30 protein-coding genes and 1 other annotated feature are annotated in these 25,316 nt (G+C 43.4%); all 30 genes read right to left on the minus strand.

The annotated features are described in order from the left end of the window. Positions 1-25 precede the first annotated feature (25 nt). The 30 genes from rplN to rlmB all read right to left on the minus strand — a co-directional run bounded on the left by rplN (position 26) and on the right by rlmB (position 25,316). Entirely contained in the window at positions 26-394 is a 369-nt protein-coding gene (gene rplN, locus M3197_RS09855; RefSeq protein WP_251661154.1) for a 50S ribosomal protein L14, read from the minus strand. Positions 395-433: 39 nt separating this feature from the next. Beyond that, on the minus strand, positions 434-697 hold the full coding sequence (rpsQ, locus tag M3197_RS09860; protein ID WP_025783855.1) for a 30S ribosomal protein S17: 264 nt from the start codon (positions 695-697) through the stop codon (positions 434-436). Positions 698-714: 17 nt separating this feature from the next. After that, positions 715-915, minus strand: coding sequence for a 50S ribosomal protein L29 (gene rpmC / locus M3197_RS09865; RefSeq protein WP_025783856.1), 201 nt, complete (start codon positions 913-915; stop codon positions 715-717). After that, complete coding sequence (gene rplP, locus M3197_RS09870) at positions 905-1,339, minus strand: 50S ribosomal protein L16 (RefSeq protein WP_025783857.1); 435 nt, start codon at positions 1,337-1,339, stop codon at positions 905-907. Before rplP ends, rpmC begins: the two co-directional genes overlap by 11 nt. Positions 1,340-1,341: 2 nt before the next feature. Continuing rightward, positions 1,342-1,998, minus strand: a complete 657-nt coding sequence (gene rpsC / locus M3197_RS09875) for a 30S ribosomal protein S3 (RefSeq protein ID WP_251661155.1) — start codon at positions 1,996-1,998, stop codon at positions 1,342-1,344. A gap of 3 nt (positions 1,999-2,001) precedes the next feature. Continuing rightward, entirely contained in the window at positions 2,002-2,346 is a 345-nt protein-coding gene (gene rplV / locus M3197_RS09880) for a 50S ribosomal protein L22 (protein ID WP_025783859.1), read from the minus strand. 19 nt (positions 2,347-2,365) lie between these two features. Beyond that, positions 2,366-2,644: a 30S ribosomal protein S19 gene (gene rpsS, locus M3197_RS09885; protein ID WP_040285486.1), complete on the minus strand. Its 279-nt coding sequence runs from the start codon at positions 2,642-2,644 to the stop codon at positions 2,366-2,368. A 60-nt stretch (positions 2,645-2,704) separates the two neighbouring features. Beyond that, positions 2,705-3,535: a 50S ribosomal protein L2 gene (gene rplB / locus M3197_RS09890; protein WP_251661157.1), complete on the minus strand. Its 831-nt coding sequence runs from the start codon at positions 3,533-3,535 to the stop codon at positions 2,705-2,707. Between the two features lie 27 nt (positions 3,536-3,562). Then, a complete protein-coding gene (gene rplW / locus M3197_RS09895; protein ID WP_040285484.1) occupies positions 3,563-3,847 on the minus strand; it encodes a 50S ribosomal protein L23 in 285 nt (94 codons plus the stop codon). Continuing rightward, positions 3,847-4,470, minus strand: coding sequence for a 50S ribosomal protein L4 (gene rplD / locus M3197_RS09900; protein ID WP_025783863.1), 624 nt, complete (start codon positions 4,468-4,470; stop codon positions 3,847-3,849). The genes rplW and rplD overlap by 1 nt, the downstream gene beginning before the upstream one ends. A gap of 25 nt (positions 4,471-4,495) precedes the next feature. Further along, positions 4,496-5,125 carry a 50S ribosomal protein L3 gene (gene rplC / locus M3197_RS09905; protein ID WP_025783864.1) on the minus strand — a complete coding sequence of 210 codons (630 nt, stop codon included), beginning with the start codon at positions 5,123-5,125 and terminating at the stop codon, positions 4,496-4,498. A gap of 46 nt (positions 5,126-5,171) precedes the next feature. Then, the gene (rpsJ, locus tag M3197_RS09910; RefSeq protein ID WP_025783865.1) at positions 5,172-5,480 is read right to left on the minus strand and encodes a 30S ribosomal protein S10; all 309 of its coding nucleotides are present in this window, start codon (positions 5,478-5,480) and stop codon (positions 5,172-5,174) included. A gap of 1,081 nt (positions 5,481-6,561) precedes the next feature. Then, complete coding sequence (gene tuf, locus M3197_RS09915; RefSeq protein ID WP_251661159.1) at positions 6,562-7,749, minus strand: elongation factor Tu; 1,188 nt, start codon at positions 7,747-7,749, stop codon at positions 6,562-6,564. Positions 7,750-7,870: 121 nt separating this feature from the next. Beyond that, positions 7,871-9,949, minus strand: coding sequence for an elongation factor G (gene fusA, locus M3197_RS09920; protein WP_251661162.1), 2,079 nt, complete (start codon positions 9,947-9,949; stop codon positions 7,871-7,873). A gap of 51 nt (positions 9,950-10,000) precedes the next feature. After that, positions 10,001-10,471: a 30S ribosomal protein S7 gene (rpsG, locus tag M3197_RS09925; protein ID WP_251661163.1), complete on the minus strand. Its 471-nt coding sequence runs from the start codon at positions 10,469-10,471 to the stop codon at positions 10,001-10,003. A 35-nt stretch (positions 10,472-10,506) separates the two neighbouring features. After that, the gene (gene rpsL, locus M3197_RS09930; protein WP_025782821.1) at positions 10,507-10,926 is read right to left on the minus strand and encodes a 30S ribosomal protein S12; all 420 of its coding nucleotides are present in this window, start codon (positions 10,924-10,926) and stop codon (positions 10,507-10,509) included. 100 nt (positions 10,927-11,026) lie between these two features. Beyond that, positions 11,027-11,275, minus strand: a complete 249-nt coding sequence (locus tag M3197_RS09935; protein WP_025782822.1) for a ribosomal L7Ae/L30e/S12e/Gadd45 family protein — start codon at positions 11,273-11,275, stop codon at positions 11,027-11,029. A gap of 123 nt (positions 11,276-11,398) precedes the next feature. Beyond that, positions 11,399-14,998 carry a DNA-directed RNA polymerase subunit beta' gene (rpoC, locus tag M3197_RS09940; protein WP_285851293.1) on the minus strand — a complete coding sequence of 1,200 codons (3,600 nt, stop codon included), beginning with the start codon at positions 14,996-14,998 and terminating at the stop codon, positions 11,399-11,401. A 100-nt stretch (positions 14,999-15,098) separates the two neighbouring features. Continuing rightward, complete coding sequence (gene rpoB, locus M3197_RS09945) at positions 15,099-18,641, minus strand: DNA-directed RNA polymerase subunit beta (RefSeq protein WP_251661165.1); 3,543 nt, start codon at positions 18,639-18,641, stop codon at positions 15,099-15,101. Between the two features lie 302 nt (positions 18,642-18,943). Then, positions 18,944-19,546 carry a class I SAM-dependent methyltransferase gene (locus M3197_RS09950; protein ID WP_251661167.1) on the minus strand — a complete coding sequence of 201 codons (603 nt, stop codon included), beginning with the start codon at positions 19,544-19,546 and terminating at the stop codon, positions 18,944-18,946. Between the two features lie 96 nt (positions 19,547-19,642). Then, entirely contained in the window at positions 19,643-20,005 is a 363-nt protein-coding gene (gene rplL / locus M3197_RS09955; protein ID WP_025782826.1) for a 50S ribosomal protein L7/L12, read from the minus strand. Positions 20,006-20,066: 61 nt separating this feature from the next. Continuing rightward, the gene (rplJ, locus tag M3197_RS09960; RefSeq protein WP_251661168.1) at positions 20,067-20,567 is read right to left on the minus strand and encodes a 50S ribosomal protein L10; all 501 of its coding nucleotides are present in this window, start codon (positions 20,565-20,567) and stop codon (positions 20,067-20,069) included. A gap of 37 nt (positions 20,568-20,604) precedes the next feature. After that, positions 20,605-20,753: a sequence feature (ribosomal protein L10 leader region), on the minus strand. Between the two features lie 42 nt (positions 20,754-20,795). Then, the gene (gene rplA / locus M3197_RS09965) at positions 20,796-21,494 is read right to left on the minus strand and encodes a 50S ribosomal protein L1 (protein WP_251661170.1); all 699 of its coding nucleotides are present in this window, start codon (positions 21,492-21,494) and stop codon (positions 20,796-20,798) included. A gap of 119 nt (positions 21,495-21,613) precedes the next feature. Next, complete coding sequence (gene rplK, locus M3197_RS09970; protein WP_025782829.1) at positions 21,614-22,039, minus strand: 50S ribosomal protein L11; 426 nt, start codon at positions 22,037-22,039, stop codon at positions 21,614-21,616. 175 nt (positions 22,040-22,214) lie between these two features. Further along, a complete protein-coding gene (gene nusG / locus M3197_RS09975; RefSeq protein WP_025782830.1) occupies positions 22,215-22,751 on the minus strand; it encodes a transcription termination/antitermination protein NusG in 537 nt (178 codons plus the stop codon). A 109-nt stretch (positions 22,752-22,860) separates the two neighbouring features. After that, entirely contained in the window at positions 22,861-23,046 is a 186-nt protein-coding gene (secE, locus tag M3197_RS09980; RefSeq protein ID WP_025782831.1) for a preprotein translocase subunit SecE, read from the minus strand. A 54-nt stretch (positions 23,047-23,100) separates the two neighbouring features. Continuing rightward, on the minus strand, positions 23,101-23,343 hold the full coding sequence (gene rpmG / locus M3197_RS17475) for a 50S ribosomal protein L33 (RefSeq protein WP_432813993.1): 243 nt from the start codon (positions 23,341-23,343) through the stop codon (positions 23,101-23,103). A 3-nt stretch (positions 23,344-23,346) separates the two neighbouring features. Next, complete coding sequence (sigH, locus tag M3197_RS09990) at positions 23,347-23,997, minus strand: RNA polymerase sporulation sigma factor SigH (protein ID WP_025782832.1); 651 nt, start codon at positions 23,995-23,997, stop codon at positions 23,347-23,349. A gap of 69 nt (positions 23,998-24,066) precedes the next feature. Further along, the gene (locus M3197_RS09995) at positions 24,067-24,582 is read right to left on the minus strand and encodes an NYN domain-containing protein (RefSeq protein ID WP_251661172.1); all 516 of its coding nucleotides are present in this window, start codon (positions 24,580-24,582) and stop codon (positions 24,067-24,069) included. After that, positions 24,579-25,316, minus strand: a complete 738-nt coding sequence (gene rlmB, locus M3197_RS10000) for a 23S rRNA (guanosine(2251)-2'-O)-methyltransferase RlmB (protein WP_251661642.1) — start codon at positions 25,314-25,316, stop codon at positions 24,579-24,581. The genes M3197_RS09995 and rlmB overlap by 4 nt, the downstream gene beginning before the upstream one ends.

Raw genomic sequence — 25,316 nt, forward strand, 5'->3', positions numbered from 1 at the left:
CTCCTTGATTGGCACTGCTCTGTAATTAAAGTACTTCTGGAGCAAGAGAAATGATTTTCATGAAGTTGTTATCGCGCAATTCGCGTGCAACTGGTCCGAAAATACGAGTTCCGCGAGGGCTCTTGTCGTCACGAATGATGACACAAGCATTCTCATCGAATGTAATATAAGATCCGTCTTTACGACGCATACCGCTCTTAGTACGAACGATAACCGCTTTAACGACTTCACCCTTCTTAACAACGCCACCTGGTGTTGCTTTCTTAACTGTAACAACGACAACGTCGCCGATGTTCGCAACTTTACGACCTGAACCGCCAAGAACTTTGATTGTAAGCACTTCACGTGCGCCAGAGTTATCTGCGACTTTCATGCGGGATTCCTGTTGAATCAATTTGGTTACCTCCCCTCGGATACTGTGTTCCGAACGTTATTAGATGATGACCGCTTTTTCGACTACTTCAAGAAGGCGGAAACGCTTTGTAGCTGACAACGGACGAGTTTCCATAATACGGACTACATCGCCGATTTTAGCTTCGTTCATTTCATCATGTGCTTTATATTTTTTAGAATACTTTACACGCTTGCCATACAAAGAATGCTTTTTGTGTGTTTCTACCATTACCGTTACCGTTTTGTCCATTTTGTCGGATACAACACGGCCTGTGTATACTTTGCGTTGGTTACGCTCAGTCATGGGTGCAACCTCCTTCATCAGTTATTTGCACTGATTTCTCTTTGACGTATTACTGTCTTCATGCGCGCAATCGATTTGCGTACTTCACGGATGCGTGCAGTGTTTTCTAATTGTCCTGTCGCTAACTGGAAGCGAAGGTTGAAAAGCTCTTCTTTCAGTGATTTCACTTTTTGCTCGATCTCTGCAGTTGTCAAGTCACGGATTTCATTAGCTTTCATTAGATTCACCACCAATTTCTTCACGTTTTACAAACTTACACTTAACAGGAAGTTTGTGCGCTGCAAGGCGGAGTGCTTCACGAGCGACCTCTTCAGAGACGCCTGCGATTTCAAACATAACTCGGCCAGGTTTTACTACTGCTACCCATCCCTCAACAGCACCTTTACCAGAACCCATTCGAACTTCGAGAGGCTTCTTAGTATACGATTTGTGTGGGAAAATATTGATCCAAACTTTACCGCCACGTTTCATGTAACGTGTCATTGCGATACGTGCTGATTCGATTTGACGATTCGTGATCCATGCAGCCTCAAGAGACTGAAGGCCGAACTCACCGAATTGAACCGTTGCGCCGCCTTTTGTCTGTCCGCGCATTTTGCCGCGGAATACACGACGATGTTTTACTCGCTTTGGTACTAACATGATTAGTTGCCTCCTTCCCCAGAGTTCTTCTTCACTGGAAGGACTTCTCCACGATAGATCCATACTTTAACACCAAGTTTTCCGTATGTTGTATCAGCTTCAGCATGTGCATAATCGATATCTGCACGAAGTGTATGAAGTGGGACAGTTCCTTCGCTGTAATGTTCTGCACGCGCGATGTCAGCTCCACCAAGACGTCCGGATACTTGAGTTTTGATACCCTTTGCTCCAGAACGGATTGTACGTTGGATTGCTTGTTTTTGCGCACGGCGGAATGATACGCGGCTTTCTAGTTGACGAGCGATTGATTCTGCAACCAATTTTGCGTCAAGATCAGCACGCTTAATTTCAACGATGTTAATGTGTACACGCTTGCCAGAGATTTCGTTAAGGTTTTTACGAAGTGCTTCGACTTCCGTACCACCTTTACCGATAACCATACCTGGTTTAGCTGTGTGGATAGTGATGTTAACTTTCTTCGCAGCGCGTTCGATTTCTACTTTAGAAACTGAAGCGTCTACTAAACGTGCTTCGATATATTTGCGGATTTTAAGGTCTTCGTGCAAGAGAGTCGCATAGTCTTTTTCTGCATACCATTTCGAATCCCAGTCACGAATTATACCGACCCGCAGACCGTTAGGATGTATTTTTTGACCCACGAATTATCCCTCCTTCTTTTCAGATACCACTACAGTGATGTGGCTTGTGCGTTTGTTGATTGCGCTCGCACGGCCTTGCGCACGTGGACGGAAACGTTTCATAGTAGGACCTTCATCAACGAATACTTCGCTAACAATTAGGTTCTCAATGTTCATTTCGTAGTTGTGCTCAGCATTAGCAATAGCTGAATTCAATACTTTTTCCACGACTGGTGATGCCGCTTTTGGCGTCAAACGTAGAATCGCTACAGCTTCACCGATTTTCTTGCCCCGGATAAGATCAACGACTAATCGGACTTTACGAGGAGCAATACGGACTGTTTGCGCAGATGCTTTAGCTTGTTGCATCAGAATTTCCTCCTCTCAATTAGCGTTTCGTTTTCTTATCATCGGCACCATGGCCTTTGTAAGTACGGGTAGGTGCGAACTCACCTAGTTTGTGTCCGACCATGTCTTCAGTGATGTAGACAGGTACGTGTTTGCGTCCGTCATAAACAGCAATTGTTAATCCGATGAAGGATGGGAATACTGTAGAGCGACGTGACCAAGTCTTGATGACTTGTTTCTTTTGTGCATCTTTTTGAGCGTCAACCTTTTTAAGCAAATGATCATCTGCAAAAGGTCCTTTTTTCAAACTGCGGCCCATTTCGTTACCTCCCTTTGCGCTTGTACTACGGTCCAGTCATTGAACCGCAGTGCAATCACATTATTTTTTGCGACGACGAACGATAAGTTTGTCGGATTTGTTTTTCTTAGAACGAGTCTTGTAACCAAGAGTTGGTTTGCCCCAAGGTGTAACTGGGCTTGGACGACCGATTGGAGTGCGTCCTTCACCACCACCGTGTGGGTGATCGTTCGGGTTCATGACAGATCCACGTACAGTTGGGCGTTTACCCATCCAGCGTGAACGTCCTGCTTTACCGATGTTGATAAGTTCGTGTTGCTCGTTACCAACTTGACCGATTGTAGCACGGCAAGCTGACAAGATCATGCGAACTTCACCAGATTGCAAACGGATGATGACATATTTGCCTTCACGACCAAGTAATTGTGCAGATGTACCAGCTGAACGAACTAATTGTCCGCCTTTACCAGGTTTCATCTCAATGTTGTGAATTGTAGAACCCATAGGGATGTTTTCAAGTGGAAGTGCGTTCCCTACGCGGATGTCCGCGTCAGGTCCTGACATGATTGTCATTCCAACTGTCAATCCTTTAGGAGCTAGGATGTAACGTTTTTCTCCATCAGCATAGTTAATCAATGCGATGTTTGCAGAACGGTTTGGATCGTATTCGATCGTAGCAACGCGTCCTGGTATGCCATCTTTCCGACGTTGGAAGTCGATGACACGGTATTGGCGCTTGTGGCCGCCACCTTGGTGACGAACTGTAATCCTACCTTGGTTGTTACGTCCACCTTTACGTTTGACTGGCTCAAGCAAAGATTTTTCTGGCTTGCTTGCTGTGATTTCTGCGAAATCAGAAGTCGTCATGTTACGGCGTCCGTTGGAGGTAGGTTTGTATTTCTTAATCGCCATTTGTGTTCCCTCCTTCGTTTAGTGTGATTAGATATCGAAAAGTTCGATGTCTTTAGAATCAGCAGTTAATGTAACAATCGCTTTGCGGCGTTTGTTCGTATAACCAGCATGTTTACCCATGCGTTTGAATTTACCTTTGTAGTTCTGGACGTTCACTTTTTCCACTGTTACTCCGAAGATTTCTTCGACAGCTTGTTTGATGTGCGTTTTGTTAGCGCGAGTATCAACTTCGAAAGTGTACTTGTTGAATTCCATTGCTTCAGAAGATCGCTCGGTAATGACCGGACGCTTCAATACATCACGTGCTTCCATTAACCAAGCACCTCCTCGATTTTTTTGACAGCATCTTTAGTCAAGACTAGTTGATCATGACCAACTAGGTCTAGAACATTGATACCGTTAGCAGTAACAACGCTGATTCCTGGGATGTTACGAGCAGACAAAGCTACTGTTTCATCAAGGTCAGCTGTTACGAATAATGCTTTTTTGCTGATTGACAAGTCTTTCAGCACTTTTGTGAATTCTTTTGTCTTTGGTGCATCGAAAGCTAAAGCTTCTAATACTACCATTTCTTCGTCACGTACTTTTGAAGACAAAGCAGAACGAAGAGCAAGACGACGGACTTTCTTCGGCAACTTGTAGCTATAGCTACGTGGTGTTGGTCCGAATACGATACCGCCTCCACGCCATTGTGGAGATCTGATTGAGCCCTGACGAGCACGACCTGTTCCTTTTTGACGCCATGGTTTGCGACCACCGCCAGCTACTTCAGCGCGTGTTTTTACTTTGTGGTTCCCTTGACGCAATGTTGCGCGTTGTTGAACCAATGCTTCGAATAGGACTGCTTCATTCGGCTCAATTCCGAATACATGTTCATTCAATTCGATTTCGCCTGCTGCAGATCCTGTTTGATTCACTACGGATACTTTTGGCATTAGTGTTTCCTCCTTCCTTCGTTAATTAGTTCCCTTTAATCGCGCTTTTCACTTCTACGAGTGATTTGCGTGAACCTGGAACGTTACCTTTTACTAGTAACAAGTTGCGCTCTGTGTCAACTCGAACAACTTCAAGGTTTTGGATTGTAACTGTTTTGCCACCCATGCGGCCTGGCATTTTTTTACCTTTGAATACGCGTTGAGCATCAACCGAACCGATTGAACCTGGTGCGCGGTGGAAACGAGATCCGTGGCTCATTGGTCCACGTGAGAAACCGTGGCGCTTAATAACACCTTGGAAACCTTTACCTTTTGATACTCCTGTAATATCGATGATTTCGCCTTCTGCGAATGTATCGACTTTGACTTCCTGACCAACTTCGTACCCAGCTACATCGACTCCGCGGAATTCGCGAATGAAGCGCTTAGGTGCCGTTTCAGCTTTTGCAACGTGTCCCATTTCTGGTTTGTTGGAAAGCTTTTCACGTTTGTCCTCGAATCCGAGCTGAATTGCTTCGTAGCCGTCTGTCTCGATTGTCTTCTTTTGAAGAACAACGTTTGGAGCAGCTGCAATTACAGTTACGGGGATCAAATCGCCGTTTTCAGCAAAAATTTGCGTCATACCGACTTTTCTTCCTAAGATTCCTTTGGTCATTTGTCACACCTCCTGATTAATTTGTTTTTAGTATTATAGTTTGCCATTAAAGTTTGATTTCAATGTCTACGCCAGATGGTAAGTCAAGCTTCATCAATGCGTCAACAGTTTGTGGTGTCGGATTGACGATATCGATCAGACGCTTGTGAGTACGCATTTCGAACTGCTCACGTGAGTCCTTGTATTTGTGGACCGCACGAAGAATTGTGTACACCGAACGTTCTGTCGGCAATGGAATCGGACCTGAGACACTAGCTCCGGAACGCTTTGCAGTTTCTACAATCTTTTCAGCTGACTGATCAAGCACACGGTGATCATAAGCTTTTAAACGGATACGAATCTTTTGTTTTGCCATTATTTTCCCTCCTTCTCGCCTATTTTCTAGACATTCTCCACGGAAATTTTCCCACACACATGCCATGGCAAAGCGGCCGGGTGTGTCGGTAACCTCCCGCTTCATCGCAGTCAAAGACCAACACTAAACATTATACACATAAAAAAAGAATGTCGCAATAGGTTTAGCGATATTCTTTAACAACTTTTATATTATAAAACGAAATGACGATAGATGCAACTAATTTGTTGTGATTGTTTAGGAGTTAGCGGTGCAATTTAATTGTTAGATTGCGATGTTATGTCAAATAAGATTGGAGTTTGGTTTGTTGTTTTATTAGGAGGTTTTGAAGTGTTGTGCGGGAGATTATACTCGTCTTACTAGAACAAACTTTATATTATGAGGTTTTTGGTCATTATCACAAGCTAATGAGTGGAAACTACGGTTTGTAATTATACTCTCGGTTATTAATGTTAGTTATTTTAGTGAAGGAATCAAGTACCAACTTCTTTTTATAGAAAATAGCTCAAAAAGCGAATCACACAAATTAATTTTGGTTTGTTCGGTTAAAATCATTTAGCTTGATTGTTTAATTTTGTTACCCAGGTGGATTACTCTAAGTGCCGTGAAATGATTAAGGTGCGAGCAACCTTGTAAGATATGTGTGTTTGGGGTTATGAGCACTTTTTTGGTTTATGAGCATTCTTCGAGCTTTATGAGCACTTTCTCCGGTTTATGAGCATTCTCGGAGCTTTATGAGCACTTTTCATGGTTTATGAGCACTCTCAGAGCTTTATGAGCACTTTTCATGGTTTTATGAGCATTCTCAGAGCTTTATGAGCACTTTTCATGGTTTATGATCACTCTCAGAGCTTTATGAGCACTTTCTCTTCCTTAGGGGAATTCCTCACATTTGCTGAGCACTATACATCCGCTCCAACACGTAAAGTAATTCTATAGTGGTTATTACTATCCTCTCGTTGCCACTATACGCATTAAGACTACCTTATTTCGTATTCTATTCCAAGTGCTCCGCCTATTAAGTTCATCCTTATAAGTAAAGAGAATAAAAAAACCCGCCACAAGGGCGGGTTTAGAGGTTTTACTTTTCGATTGTTGCTACAACGCCAGCTCCAACTGTACGTCCACCTTCACGGATTGAGAATTTAGTACCTTCTTCAATCGCGATTGGAGAGATCAGTTCGATCGTCATTTCAACGTTATCGCCAGGCATAACCATTTCTACGCCTTCTGGAAGAGAGATGATTCCAGTTACGTCAGTTGTACGGAAGTAGAACTGTGGGCGGTAGTTTGAGAAGAATGGAGTGTGACGTCCACCCTCTTCTTTTGATAGAACATAAACTTCTGATTTGAAGTTAGTGTGTGGTGTGATTGAACCTGGCTTCGCAAGAACTTGTCCACGCTCGATGTCTTCACGTGCTACACCACGAAGCAATGCTCCGATGTTGTCGCCAGCTTCAGCATAGTCAAGAAGTTTACGGAACATTTCTACACCTGTTACAGTTGTAGATTTAGGCTCTTCAGTCAAACCGATGATGTCAACAGTGTCGCCGACTTTAACTTGTCCACGCTCAACACGGCCAGTAGCAACTGTACCACGTCCTGTGATTGAGAATACGTCCTCAACAGGCATCATGAATGGCTTGTCTGTGTCGCGCTCTGGAGTTGGGATGTAGCTATCAACTGCGTCCATAAGTTCAACAATTTTTTCTTCCCAAGCTTCTTCACCTTCAAGTGCTTTAAGTGCTGAACCTTTGATAACAGGAATGTCATCGCCAGGGAAGTCGTATTCAGAAAGAAGATCACGAATTTCCATTTCAACAAGCTCAAGAAGTTCTTCGTCGTCTACCATGTCACATTTGTTCATGAAGACTACCAAGTAAGGTACACCTACTTGACGTGAAAGAAGGATGTGCTCACGAGTTTGTGGCATTGGGCCGTCAGCTGCAGATACAACTAGGATTCCGCCGTCCATTTGTGCAGCGCCTGTGATCATGTTTTTAACATAGTCGGCGTGACCTGGGCAGTCTACGTGTGCGTAGTGACGAGTTGCTGTTTCGTATTCAACGTGTGAAGTATTGATTGTGATACCACGCTCTTTTTCTTCTGGTGCGTTATCAACGTCAGCGTATGAACGTGCTTCACCGCCACCGCGCTTTGCAAGTACTGTTGCGATTGCAGCAGTCAAAGTTGTTTTACCGTGGTCAACGTGACCAATTGTACCAACGTTAGCGTGTGTTTTGGACCGATCGAATTTTTCTTTAGCCATTTTGGAGTTCCTCCTCTAAATTGAGTATGATTTTAGTTTTATAGATATGGAGCGAAGGCCGCGCGACCCTCACTTCCATAGCTTACAAGGTAGTTATACTTGATTTTTAGCCAAATTTCAATTATTGGCCTTTATTTTTCTTGATGACTTCTTCAGCAATTGACTTCGGTACTTCTTCGTAGTGGTCGAAAGTCATTGAGAATACGCCGCGTCCTTGCGTGTTCGAACGGAGAGATGTTGCATAACCGAACATTTCTGCCAAAGGAACCATTGCACGAACGACTTGTGCATTACCGCGTGCGTCCATTCCTTCTACGCGTCCACGACGAGAAGTGATGTCACCCATAATATCTCCCATGTATTCATCTGGGATGATGACTTCAACTTTCATTGTTGGCTCGAGTAGTACTGGATCACATTTAGATACTGCATTTTTCAAAGCCATAGATGCTGCGATTTTGAAGGCCATTTCGTTTGAGTCAACATCATGGTAAGAACCGTCGAATAGACGAGCCTTAATGTCGATCAAAGGATAACCTGCAAGAACACCGTTATTAAGGGAGTCACGCACACCTGCTTCGATTGCTGGAATGTATTCACGAGGAACTACACCACCAACGATGTTGTTCTTGAATTCAAATCCTTTACCTTCTTCGTTTGGTTCGAATTCGATCCAAACGTGACCGAATTGTCCACGTCCACCGGACTGACGTACGAATTTACCTTCGACTTCAGCGCCTTTACGGAACGTTTCACGATACGATACTTGAGGAGCACCAACGTTTGCTTCAACTTTGAATTCACGCTTCAAACGGTCAACGATGATATCCAAGTGGAGCTCACCCATACCCGCGATAATGACTTCACCAGTTTCCTGGTCAGTGTGTGCACGGAACGTTGGATCTTCTTCTTGAAGTTTACCTAGAGCTTGTCCCATTTTGTCTTGGTCAGCCTTTGTTTTCGGCTCGATCGCAACAGAGATAACTGGTTCAGGGAATTCCATAGATTCAAGAATGATCAATGCTTTGTCGTCACAAAGTGTATCGCCAGTTCCTGTATCTTTAAGTCCAACAGCAGCAGCAATTTCTCCTGCGTGAACTTCGGAAATCTCTTCACGGTGGTTAGCGTGCATTTGTAGGATACGACCTACACGCTCACGCTTGTCTTTTGAAGAGTTCTTGATATAAGAACCCGACTGCAAGACACCTGAGTAAACACGGAAGAATGTAAGTTTACCGACGTAAGGGTCAGTCATAACTTTGAACGCAAGTGCAGAGAATGGTGCTTCATCGCTAGCTTTACGCTCTTCTTCTTGTTCAGTTTCAGGGTTGATCCCCATCATTGGTGGAAGATCAGTTGGAGCTGGCAAGTAGTCGATGACAGCATCGAGTACAAGTTGAACTCCTTTGTTTTTGAAAGCAGTACCACAAACAACTGGGTAGAATTCTACAGCCAATGTTGCTTTACGGATTGCATTTTTAAGTTCTTCGACTGAGAGTTCTTCTCCGCCAAGGTATTTTTCCATGAGTACTTCATCGAAATCTACGATAGCTTCAACCAAACGCTCGCGAGCTTTTTCTGCATCCGCACGGTATTCTTCAGGAATTTCTCCGACTTCAACGTTCATACCAGTATCATCTGGATAGAAGTTAGCTTTCATTTCGACTAGGTCGATGATTGCTTCGAAATTGTCTTCCGCACCAATCGGTAATTGGATTGGGTGAGCATTCGCTTGAAGACGGTCGTGGAGTGTACCAACCGAGTAAAGGAAGTCAGCTCCAGTTTTGTCCATCTTGTTGACAAATACGATACGTGGAACGCCGTATGTTGTCGCTTGACGCCAAACTGTTTCAGTCTGTGGTTCAACACCAGACTGTGCATCAAGAACCGTTACAGCACCATCAAGTACACGAAGTGAACGTTCAACTTCTACTGTGAAGTCTACGTGTCCTGGAGTATCGATGATGTTTACACGGTGGCCTTTCCAACTTGCAGTTGTCGCAGCTGAAGTGATCGTGATTCCACGCTCTTGCTCCTGCTCCATCCAGTCCATCTGAGACGCACCTTCGTGCGTTTCTCCGATTTTGTGGATACGACCTGTGTAATAAAGGATCCGCTCAGTCGTTGTTGTTTTACCAGCATCGATGTGAGCCATGATACCAATGTTACGAGTATTCTCTAAGGAGAACTCTCTACCCATTTTGTATTGCTCCTTCCATATAGGAATAACGAATTAATGAACGAATGGATCTTACCAGCGGTAGTGAGCGAATGCTTTGTTCGCTTCTGCCATCTTGTGCATTTCTTCACGCTTCTTAACAGATGCGCCTGTGTTGTTTGATGCGTCAAGAATTTCGTTCGCAAGACGTTCTTCCATTGTCTTTTCACCACGAGTACGTGAATAATTCACGAGGTAACGAAGACCAAGAGTCGTACGTCGCTCAGGACGAACTTCTACTGGTACTTGATAGTTTGCTCCACCTACACGGCGTGCACGAACTTCAAGAACTGGCATAATATTGTTTAGTGCTGCTTCGAATACTTCAATCGGATCATTTCCAGAACGTTCTTTAACAAGTTCGAACGCACCGTATAAAATTTTCTGAGAAGTACCTTTCTTACCGTCTACCATCATTTTGTTGATGAGGCGGCTGACAAGCTTCGAATTATAAATCGGATCTGGCAAAACGTCACGTTTTGCAACTGGACCTTTACGAGGCATGGGGTGTTCCTCCTTTCAAAATAGTTGCTAATTTATTATTTTTTCTCTTTTGGCTTTTTCGCACCGTAGTGTGAACGGCTTTGCATACGGCCAGTTACACCAGCAGTATCAAGTGCTCCACGTACGATGTGGTAACGTACACCCGGTAAATCTTTTACTTTACCTCCACGGATTAGAACAACACTGTGCTCTTGAAGGTTGTGACCTTCTCCAGGGATATAAGCGTTAACTTCCAATGTGTTTGTCAAACGTACACGAGCATATTTACGAAGAGCCGAGTTTGGCTTCTTCGGAGTCATTGTGCCCACACGTGTGCAGACACCTCGTTTTTGTGGCGAGTTGACATTCGTCATTGACTTTTTGAAACTGTTATACGTTTTTCCAAGTGCCGGAGCTTTTGAACCGCTAGTATTCGACTGGCGAGGTTTGCGGACCAATTGGTTAATTGTAGGCATCGGTTTTTCCTCCTTCCAACTTCTTTTTAAGACCACACATCCAGGTGGTTCATTTTTTGGGTAAAAACAAAGGCTTTGCACATTTTTTGCGCAAAAACCGTTAATCAGTGATGACGACCACTGATGCAGCTACTTGAATGCCACATGCTTTTCCAAGTTCATCCCGAGAATCAACATATGATAATGGAACTCCTTGACGTGCTGCTTCTTCAATTACAGGTGTGGTTACCCGCTCTTCTGCATCTTGTGCAATGAAGACTTCATGCGCCTTATTCAGACGAATCGTTTTCACAGCTTGCTTTGTACCGATGATCAGCTTCTTTGCCTGAGTGACTTTATCATAAGACATAATGACATCCTCCAAAGTACAGACATTCAACTATCAACCTTTTGTATAGTACCATTTGTAAGAGTTCGTGTCAACAATAAAAAGAAAAACGGGAGGAGTTATCTCCTCCCTTTTTCAATTTCTTTACTCTGCTGGTACTGCGTCTTCTTCTAGTTCCTCGTCACGATCCATTTCAATTCCACGATAACGTTGCATACCAGTTCCTGCTGGAATAAGCTTACCGATGATAACATTCTCTTTCAAGCCGAGAAGATCATCAGTTTTGCCTTTGATAGCAGCATCCGTCAATACACGTGTTGTTTCTTGGAACGATGCCGCAGAAAGGAATGATTCTGTTTCTAGTGACGCCTTTGTAATACCAAGGATTACAGGACGTGCTGTCGCTGGAAGCTTGTTAGCTTTAAGAACTTTTCCGTTGGCATCCGCAAACTGATGGATGTCGAGTAGTGAGCCTGGTAGCAAGTCTGTGTCACCAGCTTCAATGACGCGAACTTTGCGCATCATTTGGCGAACCATGACCTCAACGTGCTTATCTCCAATTTCAACACCCTGCATCCGGTATACCTTCTGTACTTCTTTAAGAAGGTATTCCTGTACAGTTGAAACGTCTTTCACAACGATCAATTCTTTAGGGTCAATCGAACCTTCAGTCAATGCTTGACCGCGTTCAATCTCATCTCCAACATCAACTTTCAAACGACCATTGTATGGAGCAAGGTATTTACGTGTTTCCACGTCACCTTTAATTGTGATTTCTTTCTGTCCTTCACGAATCTCATCAATATCTGTAACAACACCTTTGACTTGTGAGATTACAGCTTGCCCCTTAGGGTTACGTGATTCGAAGATCTCCTGGATACGTGGAAGACCTTGTGTAATATCGTCTCCTGCTACACCACCTGTGTGGAATGTACGCATTGTAAGCTGTGTACCTGGTTCACCGATTGACTGAGCTGCAATAATTCCAACTGCTTCTCCAACTTCAACCTCTTCTCCAGTTGCCAAGTTAATACCGTAACATTTCTTACACACACCGTGTTTAGTATTACATGTAAATGCCGAACGAATCGACATTGACGTAATGCCCGCACCGATGATTGCCTGAGAGATATCCGCTGTAATAAGCTGATCTTTTTCCACTAAGACTTCGCCTGTTTCAGGATGAAGTACTTTCTTCTTAGCGTGGCGACCTTCAATACGCTCATCAAGCGCTTCAATCATTTCAACGCCTTCAGTAAGTGCTGAAATTTCAAGACCACGATCTGTACCACAGTCGTCTTCACGAACAATGACATCTTGCGCCACATCAACAAGACGACGTGTAAGATATCCTGAGTCGGCAGTTTTAAGAGCTGTATCAGCAAGTCCTTTACGAGCACCGTGGGTTGAGATGAAGTACTCGAGAACAGTGAGTCCTTCACGGAACGATGACTTGATTGGCAATTCAATGATACGTCCTGCCGGGTTGGCCATGAGTCCGCGCATACCTGCGAGTTGAGTAAAGTTTGATGCGTTACCACGAGCTCCGGAGTCACTCATCATGAAGATTGGGTTTGTGTCCTCAAGAGAGTCCATCAGTTTGCCCTGGATAACGTCTTTCGCATGACTCCAGTAGGAAATGACACGATCATATCGTTCTTCGTCTGTAATCAGACCTCGGCGGAATTGTTGTGTCACTTTATCCACTTTCGCTTGAGCGTCTTGTAAGATTTCGTGCTTGTCTGGAAGTACTACGATATCAGCGATACCAATTGTAATTCCAGCGCGCGTCGAATATTTAAATCCTAGATTTTTCATACGGTCAAGCATTTTAGAAGTTTCAGTAATGTGGAATCTACGGAAAATCTCAGCAATGATATTCCCAAGAATTTTCTTCTTAAATGGTGAAACAATCTCTGCAGCTTGGATGTGTTTAAGAACATCTGTCGTACCTGGAACAAAATATTTCGCAGGTGTTTCGACTTGCAGATTATGTGTAGTCGGTTCATTGATATACGGGAATGATTCAGGAAGAATCTCGTTAAAGATTACTTTACCTACTGTCGTAATTAACAATTGACTATTCTGTTCTTCTGTAAACGTTGGGTTTTTGAGGGAGCTAGCTGCAATCGCTATTCGAGAGTGCAAGTGCACATGACCATTTTGATATGCGATAAGTGCTTCGTTCACATTACTGAACGTTTTACCTTCTCCAACAACACCACTTCGCTCAAGAGTTAAGTAATAGTTACCAAGTACCATATCCTGTGAAGGTGTTACAACTGGCTTACCATCCTTAGGGTTCAAGATGTTTTGCGCAGCCAACATGAGAAGACGCGCTTCTGCTTGCGCTTCTGCTGATAGAGGTACGTGTACAGCCATTTGGTCACCATCGAAGTCGGCGTTATACGCTGTACAAACGAGTGGGTGAAGCTGAATAGCACGACCTTCTACAAGCATCGGTTCAAAAGCCTGGATTCCAAGACGGTGAAGAGTAGGTGCTCGGTTCAAGAGAACTGGGTGCTCCTTAATTACCTCTTCCAAGACATCCCATACTTCTGAGTGCAACCGCTCGATTTTACGTTTTGCGCTCTTAATGTTGTGCGCAAGACCGCGTTCAACGAGTTCTTTCATAACGAATGGTTTAAACAACTCAATCGCCATTTCTTTCGGAAGACCACACTGATACATTTTCAAGTTAGGTCCGACGACAATAACTGAACGACCCGAGTAGTCTACACGTTTACCAAGTAAGTTTTGACGGAAACGTCCTTGCTTACCTTTCAACATGTGAGAAAGAGATTTCAACGGCCGGTTACCCGGTCCAGTTACTGGACGTCCGCGACGACCGTTATCAACGAGAGCATCGACAGCTTCTTGAAGCATACGTTTCTCGTTTTGAACGATGATTCCTGGTGCACCAAGATCCAATAGACGCTTCAGACGGTTGTTCCGGTTAATCACTCGACGATATAGGTCATTCAAATCGGATGTCGCAAAACGACCACCGTCTAATTGAACCATCGGACGGAGCTCAGGCGGAACAACAGGAAGTACTTCAAGAACCATCCATTCAGGATGATTTCCGGAGTTACGGAACGATTCCACAACTTCCAAACGACGGATCGCACGTGTGCGACGCTGTCCTTGTACTGTCTTAAGCTCTTCCTTCAAGCTCTCTGTTTCTTTATCCAAATCTATAGCAGATAGAAGTTGTTCAATAGCTTCAGCACCCATAAGTGCTTGGAACTTAGAGCCGTACTTTTCACGGTACAACCGATACTCTTTTTCAGAGAGTAGTTGCTTGCGCTCAAGTGGCGTATCCGCCGGATCGACAACTACGTAAGAAGCAAAATAGATTACTTCTTCTAGCGCACGTGGTGTCATGTCGAGGATAAGTCCCATTCGGCTAGGAATCCCTTTGAAGTACCAAATGTGTGTTACTGGTGCTGCAAGTTCGATGTGACCCATACGTTCACGGCGAACTTTCTGACGCGTGACTTCTACGCCACAACGGTCACAAACGACACCTTTATAACGAACACGCTTATACTTACCACAATGACATTCCCAGTCCTTTGTAGGTCCGAAAATACGTTCACAGAACAACCCATCTTTTTCAGGCTTCAATGTACGATAATTGATTGTTTCAGGCTTCTTTACCTCACCATAAGACCAAGAACGGATCTTATCAGGAGAAGCTAGCCCTATTTTCATATACTCAAAATTATTAACATCTACCAAGGAGCCTACCTCCCTTTTGTCTAGTCGCTGACTTGCTGGCCCTGTAATACCATTTAAAAAAGGGGGACAGTGCCCCCAATTATTAACTTTCGCTTACGAATCAGACTGGTTGGTCTTCCTTCATAAGGTTTAACGCATCCGTTGGCTGCATATCATCGTCTTCTTCTAAGTCACGTAATTCAATTTCTTCGAAGTCTTCGGATAGCATTTTAACATCTAATCCAAGACTTTGAAGTTCTTTAATTAGAACTTTAAAGGATTCTGGTACACCTGGTTGAGGAACGCTGTCGCCTTTAACAATCGCTTCATACGTTTTCACTCGACCCACGACGTCATCCGACTTCACTGTCAAGATTTCTTGAAGTGTATAAGCCGCACCATAAGCCTCGAGCGCCCAAACTTCCATCTCTCCGAAACGCTGTCCACCGAACTGTGCTTTACCACCGAGTGGTTGTTGCGTAACCAATGAGTATGGTCCCGTAGAACGGGCGTGAAGTTTGTCATCAACCATGTGGGCAAGTTTGATCATGTACATGATTCCGACAGATACACGGTTGTCGAATGCTTCACCAGAGCGACCGTCATAAAGAACAGTCTTTCCATCACGATCCATTCCCGCTTCTTCCATCGTATCCCACACATCTTGTTCGTTCGCGCCATCAAATACTGGAGAAGCCATGTGAACGCCTAGCGCACGGCCAGCCATACCAAGGTGCATCTCGAGTACCTGTCCGATGTTCATACGTGATGGTACACCCAATGGGTTAAGCATGACATCTACTGGTGTTCCGTCAGGCATAAATGGCATATCAGATTCAGGTAGAATCCGTGAGATAACCCCTTTGTTACCGTGACGTCCGGCCATCTTATCTCCAACAGAAATTTTACGTTTCTGAACGATGTACACACGAACCAGTTGGTTTACGCCAGGAGCGAGTTCATCGCCATCTTCACGATTGAACACTTTCACATCAAGAACGATACCACCCGCTCCGTGAGGTACACGAAGTGATGTATCACGAACTTCACGCGCCTTCTCACCAAAGATTGCATGTAGAAGACGTTCTTCTGCAGTTAGTTCCGTTACACCCTTAGGCGTTACTTTACCAACTAAGATATCTCCATCATGAACTTCAGCACCAATACGGATAATTCCACGGTCGTCTAAGTTGCGAAGTGCATCTTCACCAATGTTTGGAATATCACGTGTGATTTCTTCAGGTCCAAGTTTCGTATCACGAGCATCTGATTCATATTCTTCGATATGGACAGAAGTGAAGACGTCATCTTTAACAAGACGCTCGCTCATGATGATCGCATCCTCGTAGTTGTAACCATCCCATGTCATGAAAGCAATGAGGATATTCTGACCAAGAGCCATTTCTCCTTTTTCCATTGACGGACCGTCTGCGAGAATATCTTTCTTAGAAACCCGATCCCCAACACTCACAATTGGGCGTTGGTTGTAACAAGTTCCTTGGTTTGAACGGATAAAGTTCGATAGGCGATAGACGTCAAGGTCACCCTTAACTTCTTTGCCTTCTACCGTGTTGATACGACGAACGCGAATTTCTTTCGCTTCAACGTGCTCAACAATTCCTTCGTGCTTTGATACAACAGCAGCTCCTGAGTCACGTGCTGATACGTGCTCCATCCCTGTACCTACGAAAGGTGCTTTCGGGTTCAGAAGAGGTACTGCTTGTCGTTGCATGTTCGCTCCCATGAGTGCGCGGTTAGAGTCATCATTTTCCAAGAACGGGATACATGCTGTCGCCGCAGAAACAACCTGCTTCGGAGATACATCCATGTAATCAATCTGATCACGCTTGAATACAGTGTTATCACCTTGGAAACGTCCTACCACTTCTTCATTAGCAAATGAACCATCTTCGTTCAGAATCGCATTGGCTTGAGCAACTACATAGTTATCTTCCAAGTCAGCAGTTAGATAATCGATACGTGATGTCACGCGTCCAGTATCCGGATCTACTTTTCGATAAGGAGTCTCAATAAATCCGAACTTATTTACTTTCGCAAATGTAGAAAGGGTATTAATGAGTCCGATATTCGGTCCCTCTGGTGTTTCGATAGGACACATACGACCGTAGTGGGAGTAGTGAACGTCACGTACTTCCATTCCAGCACGTTCACGAGTTAAACCACCAGGTCCAAGTGCAGATAGTCTACGCTTATGCGTCAACTCTGCAAGAGGGTTTGTTTGGTCCATGAACTGAGATAACTGAGAGCTACCAAAGAACTCTTTAATAGACGCGATAACAGGTCTAATGTTAATCAGTTGTTGAGGTACAATCGATTGCGTGTCATTAATAGACATACGCTCCTTGACCACACGTTCCATACGAGACAAACCGATACGGAATTGGTTTTGCAGAAGTTCCCCGACAGAACGGAGACGTCTGTTCCCTAAATGGTCGATGTCATCTGTAGCGCCAACTCCATGCAGCAAGTTGAAGAAGAAGCTAATTGAAGCGATGATATCTGAAGGTGTAACATGCTTAATGGAATCGTCAATAACGCCATTAGAAATGACATTAATGATTTGTCCTTCTTCGCCTTTCGGAGCATAGATTTTCACAGATTGAATGCGAATGTCGTCTTCTAGCACGCCGCCCATCTGTTTCAAATCTTCTACTCCCACACCATTTTCAAAATAAGGAAGCAATTTATCCAACATACGACGATCAATTAGTTGTCCTTTTTCAATGAGAATTTCTCCTGTTTCAGGGTCCGCAAGAGTTTCTGCAATTGTTTGGTTGAACAAACGATTTTGAAGGTGTAGTTTTTTGTTCATTTTATACCGACCAACGTTTGCTAAGTCATAACGTTTAGCGTCAAAGAAGCGAGAAAACAGCAAGTTTTTCGCGCTATCTAAAGTCGGTGGTTCACCCGGACGTAAACGCTCATAAATTTCAAGAAGTGCTTTCTCCGAGTTTTCCGTATTATCTTTTTCAAGAGAGTTTCGAAGGTACTCATTATCACCGATTAGATCGATAATCTCCTGATCGCTTGAAAAACCAAGTGCACGTAAGAGGACTGTGATTGGCAGTTTGCGAGTGCGATCGATTCGAACATGAACAACATCTTTTGCATCCGTTTCGTATTCGAGCCATGCGCCACGGTTAGGAATGACTGTTGCACCAAATCCGCGTTTACCATTTTTGTCTGTCTTATCGTTGAAATATACGCTAGGTGATCGAACGAGCTGAGATACGATAACCCGCTCAGCACCGTTGATTATAAAAGTACCATTCTCTGTCATTAATGGGAAATCACCCATAAAGACATCTTGCTCTTTGACATCATCAGTTTCTTTATTGTGCAAACGGACTTTCACCCGAAGTGGCGCAGCATATGTTACGTCGCGTTCCTTTGACTCATCCACTGGATATTTAGGCTCGCCAAGCTGATAATCGACAAATTCCAATGACAGATTTCCGGTAAAGTCTTGGATTGGAGAAATATCGTGGAACATTTCCCGCAGCCCCTCTTCCAAAAACCACTCATAAGATTCCGTCTGAATTTCAATCAGATTCGGCAGATCAAGTACTTCGCTAATTCTTGCGAAACTTCTGCGCTGACGGTGTTGACCATACTGAACTACGTGATTTGTCAACTCTTTCACCCCTCATAAGACATTAATAGAGCTAGTTTGGTCCCCTGACAATTTCGGGCCGGCTCGAAATTAGCGCCAAGTCTAACCAAACACCTCATAAAAGTCTTTCCGAAATCAAAAAAATAGTGTATGATATCGAAAAAACAAAAAGAAAACGAGTTCCGGCTAGAGCTCATTTTCGATTTACCAATCTTTTATCCAACGTCAGTATACCTAACATTTTCATTACTTATGCAAATGCATAAAAAGGCACACGAATGCAGTATATTTATTGTTGCATTTTATAATGCTATCACAACGCTTGCACGGCGTCAATGTTTTTTTGACTTGATGATGTAATAGCCCTTGCTTTTCTCCACAATTTCTGCATTACCGAATAACTCCTCTAATCTCGCAATAGTTGAAGGAGCCCCTTGCTTTTTCTGAATGACCACCCATAGTTCGCCACCAATAGCTAAGTGTTCACTTGCTTGATCATAAATTTTAAAAACAGTTTCTTTCCCAGCTCGAATCGGAGGGTTTGTTAATATTGAAGCGAACTCTTTTGTTTCAACGTTATCTAACGCATCACTGGCATAAATTTCGACGTTTTCAATATTATTTTTTTGGGAATTGGTCCGGGATAGAGCTAATGCACGTTCGTTCACGTCCACCATCTGGATCTTCCTATCTTTTAACATTGAAGCTATGGAAATCCCTACTGGTCCGTATCCACACCCGACATCAAGAATATCTCCCTCAATATCCGGAGCACAGAATGCATCAATGAGTAGACGTGAACCAAAGTCCACTTCCCCTTTACTAAATACGCCTGCATCAGTTACAAAAACAAAGCTAGTTCCACGTAAATTCGTCTGCCATTGTTTCGGCTCGCTTTTCACATTGGGATTTTTCGAATAGTAATGCTCAGCCATATGAATACCCCCTACTGTTTACTTATTAAATCCGGGTATAAAAAAAACGAAGAAAAACCCGTCGAAAAGACGAGGTTTTTCTTCGTAGTTCACTAATTACTTAACTTCTACAGAAGCGCCTACTTCTTCAAGCTTAGCTTTGATTTCTTCAGCTTCAGCTTTTTCTACGCCTTCTTTGATAGCTTTTGGTGCGTTATCAACAACTTCTTTCGCTTCTTTCAAGCCTAGGCCAGTGATTTCGCGAACGACTTTGATGACTTTGATTTTTTGGTCTCCAGCAGAAGCTAGTACTACGTCGAATTCAGTTTGCTCAGCAGCTGCATCTCCAGCACCTGCGCCAGCCATAGCTACAGGAGCTGCAGCAGTTACGCCAAATTCTTCTTCGATTGCTTTTACTAGGTCGTTAAGTTCAAGAACTGTCATTTCTTTGATAGCGCCTAAGATTTGTTCGTTAGTCATTATAGTTCCTCCTAATGGGTATGTTTTGCGAGTTAGCTCGCTGTTGGGTCAAGATGCGATATTACGCGCCTTGTTCTTCTTTTTGGTCTGCAACGGCTTTTGTAGCCAATGCGAAGTTGCGCATTGGAGCTTGAAGCACGCTGAGTAGCATTGAAAGTAGTCCTTCGCGTGAAGGAAGAGTCGCCAATGCTTTTACTTCTTCAACAGAAGCAAGTGCACCTTCGATGACACCAGCTTTGATTTCCAAAGCTTCGTTGTCTTTAGCGAAGTTGTTGATGATTTTTGCAGGCGCGATTACATCTTCAGTTGAAAACGCAATTGCGTTCGGTCCTGTAAGATGTTCGTTAAGCCCTTCAAGACCTGATGCTTCAGCCGCACGGCGAGCCATCGAGTTTTTGTAGACTTTGAATTCAACGCCAGCTTCACGGAGTTGCTTACGTAGTTCAGTTGCTTGAGCAACATTAAGACCACGATAGTCAACAACGACCATTGAAGCAGATGCTTTCATCTTGTCCGCGATTTCTGTTACTATTGCTTGTTTCGCTTCTAATACTTTGCTCATCTTGACACCTCCTGTTTAGTGTAGGGGCATTTATACCATATGCATAAAAAACCCTCCGATCTGACAAGCAGACGGAGGGTTGGAAAGTCGTCATCTTTTTACTGTTAAAAAGAGCGTCTTGTCCCTCGGCAGGAATATTAAGTGGATGTCCACTCCTGCTGTCTGCGGTACAAATCGTATGTTGCAACAAACGTTATCCTACCAAATGATAGGTCGTATGTCAACTAATTATTTTACAGTTACTGAAGAAGGGTTGATCTTTACAGCAGGTCCCATTGTAGTTGTTAAGTTAACAGACTTCATGTAAGTACCTTTTGCTGCTGCTGGTTTAGCCTTCTGGATTACTTCAAATACAGTTGTAAGGTTTTCTGCAAGTTTTTCGTTGTCGAAAGAAACTTTACCGATTGGAGCATGGATAATTCCAGCTTTGTCCGCACGATATTCAACCTTACCTGCTTTAATTTCTTGAACCGCTTTTGTAACGTCGAATGTCACTGTGCCAGTTTTCGGGTTTGGCATAAGACCTTTTGGTCCAAGTACACGTCCGATTTTACCAACTTCACCCATCATGTCAGGAGTCGCTACGATTACATCGAAATCGAACCATCCTTGTTGGATTTTAGTGATGTATTCAGCATCGCCTACAAAGTCAGCGCCTGCTGCTTCAGCTTCTTTAAGCTTTTCACCTTTAGCGAAAACGAGTACACGTTGTGTTTTACCAGTTCCATTAGGCAGTACAACTGCTCCACGGATTTGCTGATCATTTTTACGTGTATCGATCCCTAGACGGAAAGCCACTTCTACTGTTGCATCAAAGTTTGTTGTGCTTGTCTTTTTAGCGAGTTCGATCGCTTCTGTTAAGTCGTATGCCGTTGTGCGGTCAACAAGCTTTGCAGCTTCTACGAACTTCTTACCTCTTTTAGCCATCAGATATTTCCTCCTCGATTGTGGTTTTAGCGGAATAAACCTCCCACGATTAAGGGTTGCCGTGTTCTATAGAACAACCGCAACCCCCATAAAAACATACAATAGAATTAGGTTTCAGATCAGTCTTCGATCGTGATTCCCATACTGCGAGCAGTACCTTCAACCATTGCCATCGCTGCTTCAACTGATGCAGCATTCAAATCTTGCATTTTTTGTTCAGCAATTTCTTTAACTTGATCACGTTTCACGACAGCAACTTTCTTTTTGTTCGGTTCGCCTGAACCCTTTTGGATTTTAGCTGCAACCTTCAACAAAACCGCTGCTGGCGGAGTTTTTGTGATGAATGTAAATGAACGATCTTCGAATACAGTGATTTCAACAGGAATAATAAGACCTGCTTGGTCAGATGTACGCGCATTGAATTCTTTACAGAATCCCATGATATTGACACCTGCCTGACCGAGCGCCGGTCCGACTGGCGGTGCTGGATTTGCTTTTCCTGCTGGAATTTGCAATTTCACAAGCTTGATTACTTTTTTAGCCACGAGACACACCTCCTTAAGTCCGTGATGTGGTATTTGGGTTGCCCCTCCCACTCAATATGTGCCTGCCGGCGAATGCCGGTAGAATTTTGTTAAGACGTTCAGACATTTCTACGTCTGACCTTTGAAATAATATCACTATTTCTCAGTTTTTGCAAGAGGGAACAAATTAATTTTTTCAGCTTGTTCGTTCAACTTGTTCAAAGTCGAGTTCCATATTAGTTTCGCGACCGAACATGTCTACAGATACTTTAACTTTGCCTTGGTCAAGTTCAATTTCTTCAACTTTACCTTGGAAACCAGCGAATGGCCCTTCCAATACTTCTACCATTTCACCAATTTCAAAATCGACTTCCAATTTGCGATCCTTCACACCCATTTGTTTCAAGATGAATGTCACTTCTTCAGGAAGTAATGGTGTAGGTTTCGCTCCACCGCCTGATGAACCTATAAACCCTGTGACGCCCGGAGTGTTCCGCACAACATACCATGAATCATCCGTCATAATAATTTCTACTAGAACGTAACCAGGGAAAGTTTTACGCATCACTGTCCGCTTTTTACCTTCTTTGAAATCTGTTTCTTCTTCTTCTGGAACAATCACACGGAAAATCTTATCTTGCATTCCCATTGTTTCAACACGCTTTTCAAGATTTGCTTTCACTTTGTTTTCATACCCTGAGTACGTATGGACGACGTACCAATTTTTCTCCATTTCCATATCGATGAGGACTGCTCGTCCGTCCCTCCTTTTTTGTTCAAATGAAAAAACCCGCTCTTTCAGTTAGACGGGATATTTTCAGTATGCGATTCAAAGTGCTCTATTATAACGAAACATACCATTCCATTACTCGTGACAAACCAAGATCCACGAGACCAAAATAGACGGCCATGAAGACTACTGTACTGATAACCACGATTGTGTAGCGAGTCAGTTCTTTACGTTTCGGCCAGCTGACTTTCCGCATTTCCGTGACAACATTTTTAAAGAAACTTGTTATCTTACCCATTCTTTTACAAACCTCCGAATAGTAGATATGACGGCCTCAAGTCTAGCCAGACCCTCACGCTGTTTGTCTGTGTAACGTATGCTCATTGCAATGACTGCAGTGTTTCTTCAGAACCAGCCGTTCAGTTGTTTTATTACTACTTGCCGGAAGTGAATAGTTTCTGGAGCCGCATTTTTCACAGCTTACTACAATTTTTTTAGACATATCTAGTGAACACCTAGTCTTTCCATAGTCTTGATAAAGAGTACCACCTAACCTATTCCCTGTCAATGCAAGGATAGTCAGAAAATTGGCCATGCTTTACGTAACAACATCAACCTGCATGTATCGTTCCAGCTTGCGTTTAATGCGCTGTAATGCATTATCCACCGATTTGACTTGACGATTTAGTTCTTCAGAAATTTCTTGATAAGACTGCCCATCCAAATAGAGACCGAGCACTTCTTTTTCAAGACTACTCAAGACTTTGTTCATCTCCACTTCCATTTGAACAAAATTCTCTTTGTAAATCATTAAGTCTTCAGGGTCATCATTCACTGAACCTGTCAGAACATCCATTAAAGTACGATCTGATTCTTCGTCATATACAGGCTTGTCCAAAGATACGGATGAATTAAGAGGAATGTGTTTTTGCCTAGTAGCTGTTTTTATAGCTGTGATGATCTGCCGTTTAATACACAACTCTGCAAATCCTTTAAACGAGCTAAGTCGATCTTCGCGGAAGTCACGAATCGCTTTATACAATCCAATCATACCTTCTTGGATTATATCTTCCTTGTCCCCGCCCATCATGAAGTAAGAACGCGCTTTCATTCTAACAAAAGATTGATATTTAGTAATGAGAAAGTCGAGTGCATCTGTGTTTCCTTCTTGAATGATTCCGATTAGTTGTTCATCGGAAAAGGTACTGAAGTCTACTGTTCTAGGTGCATAAGCTGTCTTTTCCGCCATTCCCCATCACTCCGGTTTATCATACTAGTTAGTCAATTATAGCGTAAGGGATTTTTTAGCGTCAACCGCTCATTTGTTCCCCCTGCGCCATTTTTCGAAAATTTCCGCCACTTCCTGTGATAATTGTATTTTGGAAAAGGAACGATCCTCTTGAATTTCACGCACTTTCGCTGAAATAATTTTATCGATTTCCTGCATTTCAATCTCTAATTCCCGCGCAGATATCCTTAGCGCACCTTGACCAAAAATGATCCATTGTTCGGTAAGATCTGAAGTCGCTACATGAAGTTGGACTGTTCGTTTTGATAGTTCAGCAACTAATTTTTCAATACGTTCGTCAGCAGTTTCATTTTCTCTTGTAAAAACAACTTCCACTCTTGAACGGTTCTCTTTGTTTTCAATTCCCGGCACAAGATATGCATCAAACACCACAATCACGCGCCAACCTTTAAATGCTTGGTATTCTGCTAGTAGATCAATCAAACGATCACGCGCCTCTGCCAATTTAAGGCTTTTTAACTCCCGCAATTCCGGCCAAGCACCGATGATGTTATATCCATCGACTAGCAGGATGTCTTTTTTCATGGGGTAGGCGAGCTCGGTAACCGCTTGCGTAACACTTCGTACATAAGCAGCGAAGCCGCTACAGAAGCGTTAAGTGACGTGACATGACCACGCATTGGCAAATGGTACAGAAAATCACATTTTTCTTTTAACAAACGGGACATCCCTTTTCCTTCGCTACCAATTATGACTGCAAGTGGAAGAGTCGCATCCATTGCACGATAATCTGCAGATCCTTTTGCATCTGTTCCGGCAATCCAGACACCTTTCTTCTTCAACTCATCCACAGTTTGCCCTAAATTCACAACACGAACGACCGGCACATGTTCAATCGCACCTGTTGAAGCTTTTGCAACAACACCAGTAAGACCAACTGAACGCCTCTTCGGAATGATGATTCCGTGTACGCCAACAGCGTCAGCGGTACGTAGAATCGAACCGAGATTATGGGGATCTTCTAGTTCATCTAACAATAAAATGAATGGATCTTCTCCGCGTTGCTCTGCAATCGAAAAAACATCATCGAGTTCAGCATACGTATACGCAGCTACAGAAGCGACGATCCCTTGATGATTCACATCTAGCAACTGATCAAGCTTCTTTTTTGGAACGGCTTGTACAATCACACCAGCCTTTTTAGCAAGCGTTGTAATCTCTCCGATACTTTGCTTATTCAAACCTTCGGCAATCCAGATCTTGTTCAGTTCTCTTCCTGAACGTAATGCTTCGACAACTGGATTTTTTCCGCCGATCAT

It is taken from the genome of Sporosarcina aquimarina (assembly GCF_023715615.1).
Lineage (GTDB): Bacteria > Bacillota > Bacilli > Bacillales_A > Planococcaceae > Sporosarcina > Sporosarcina aquimarina_A.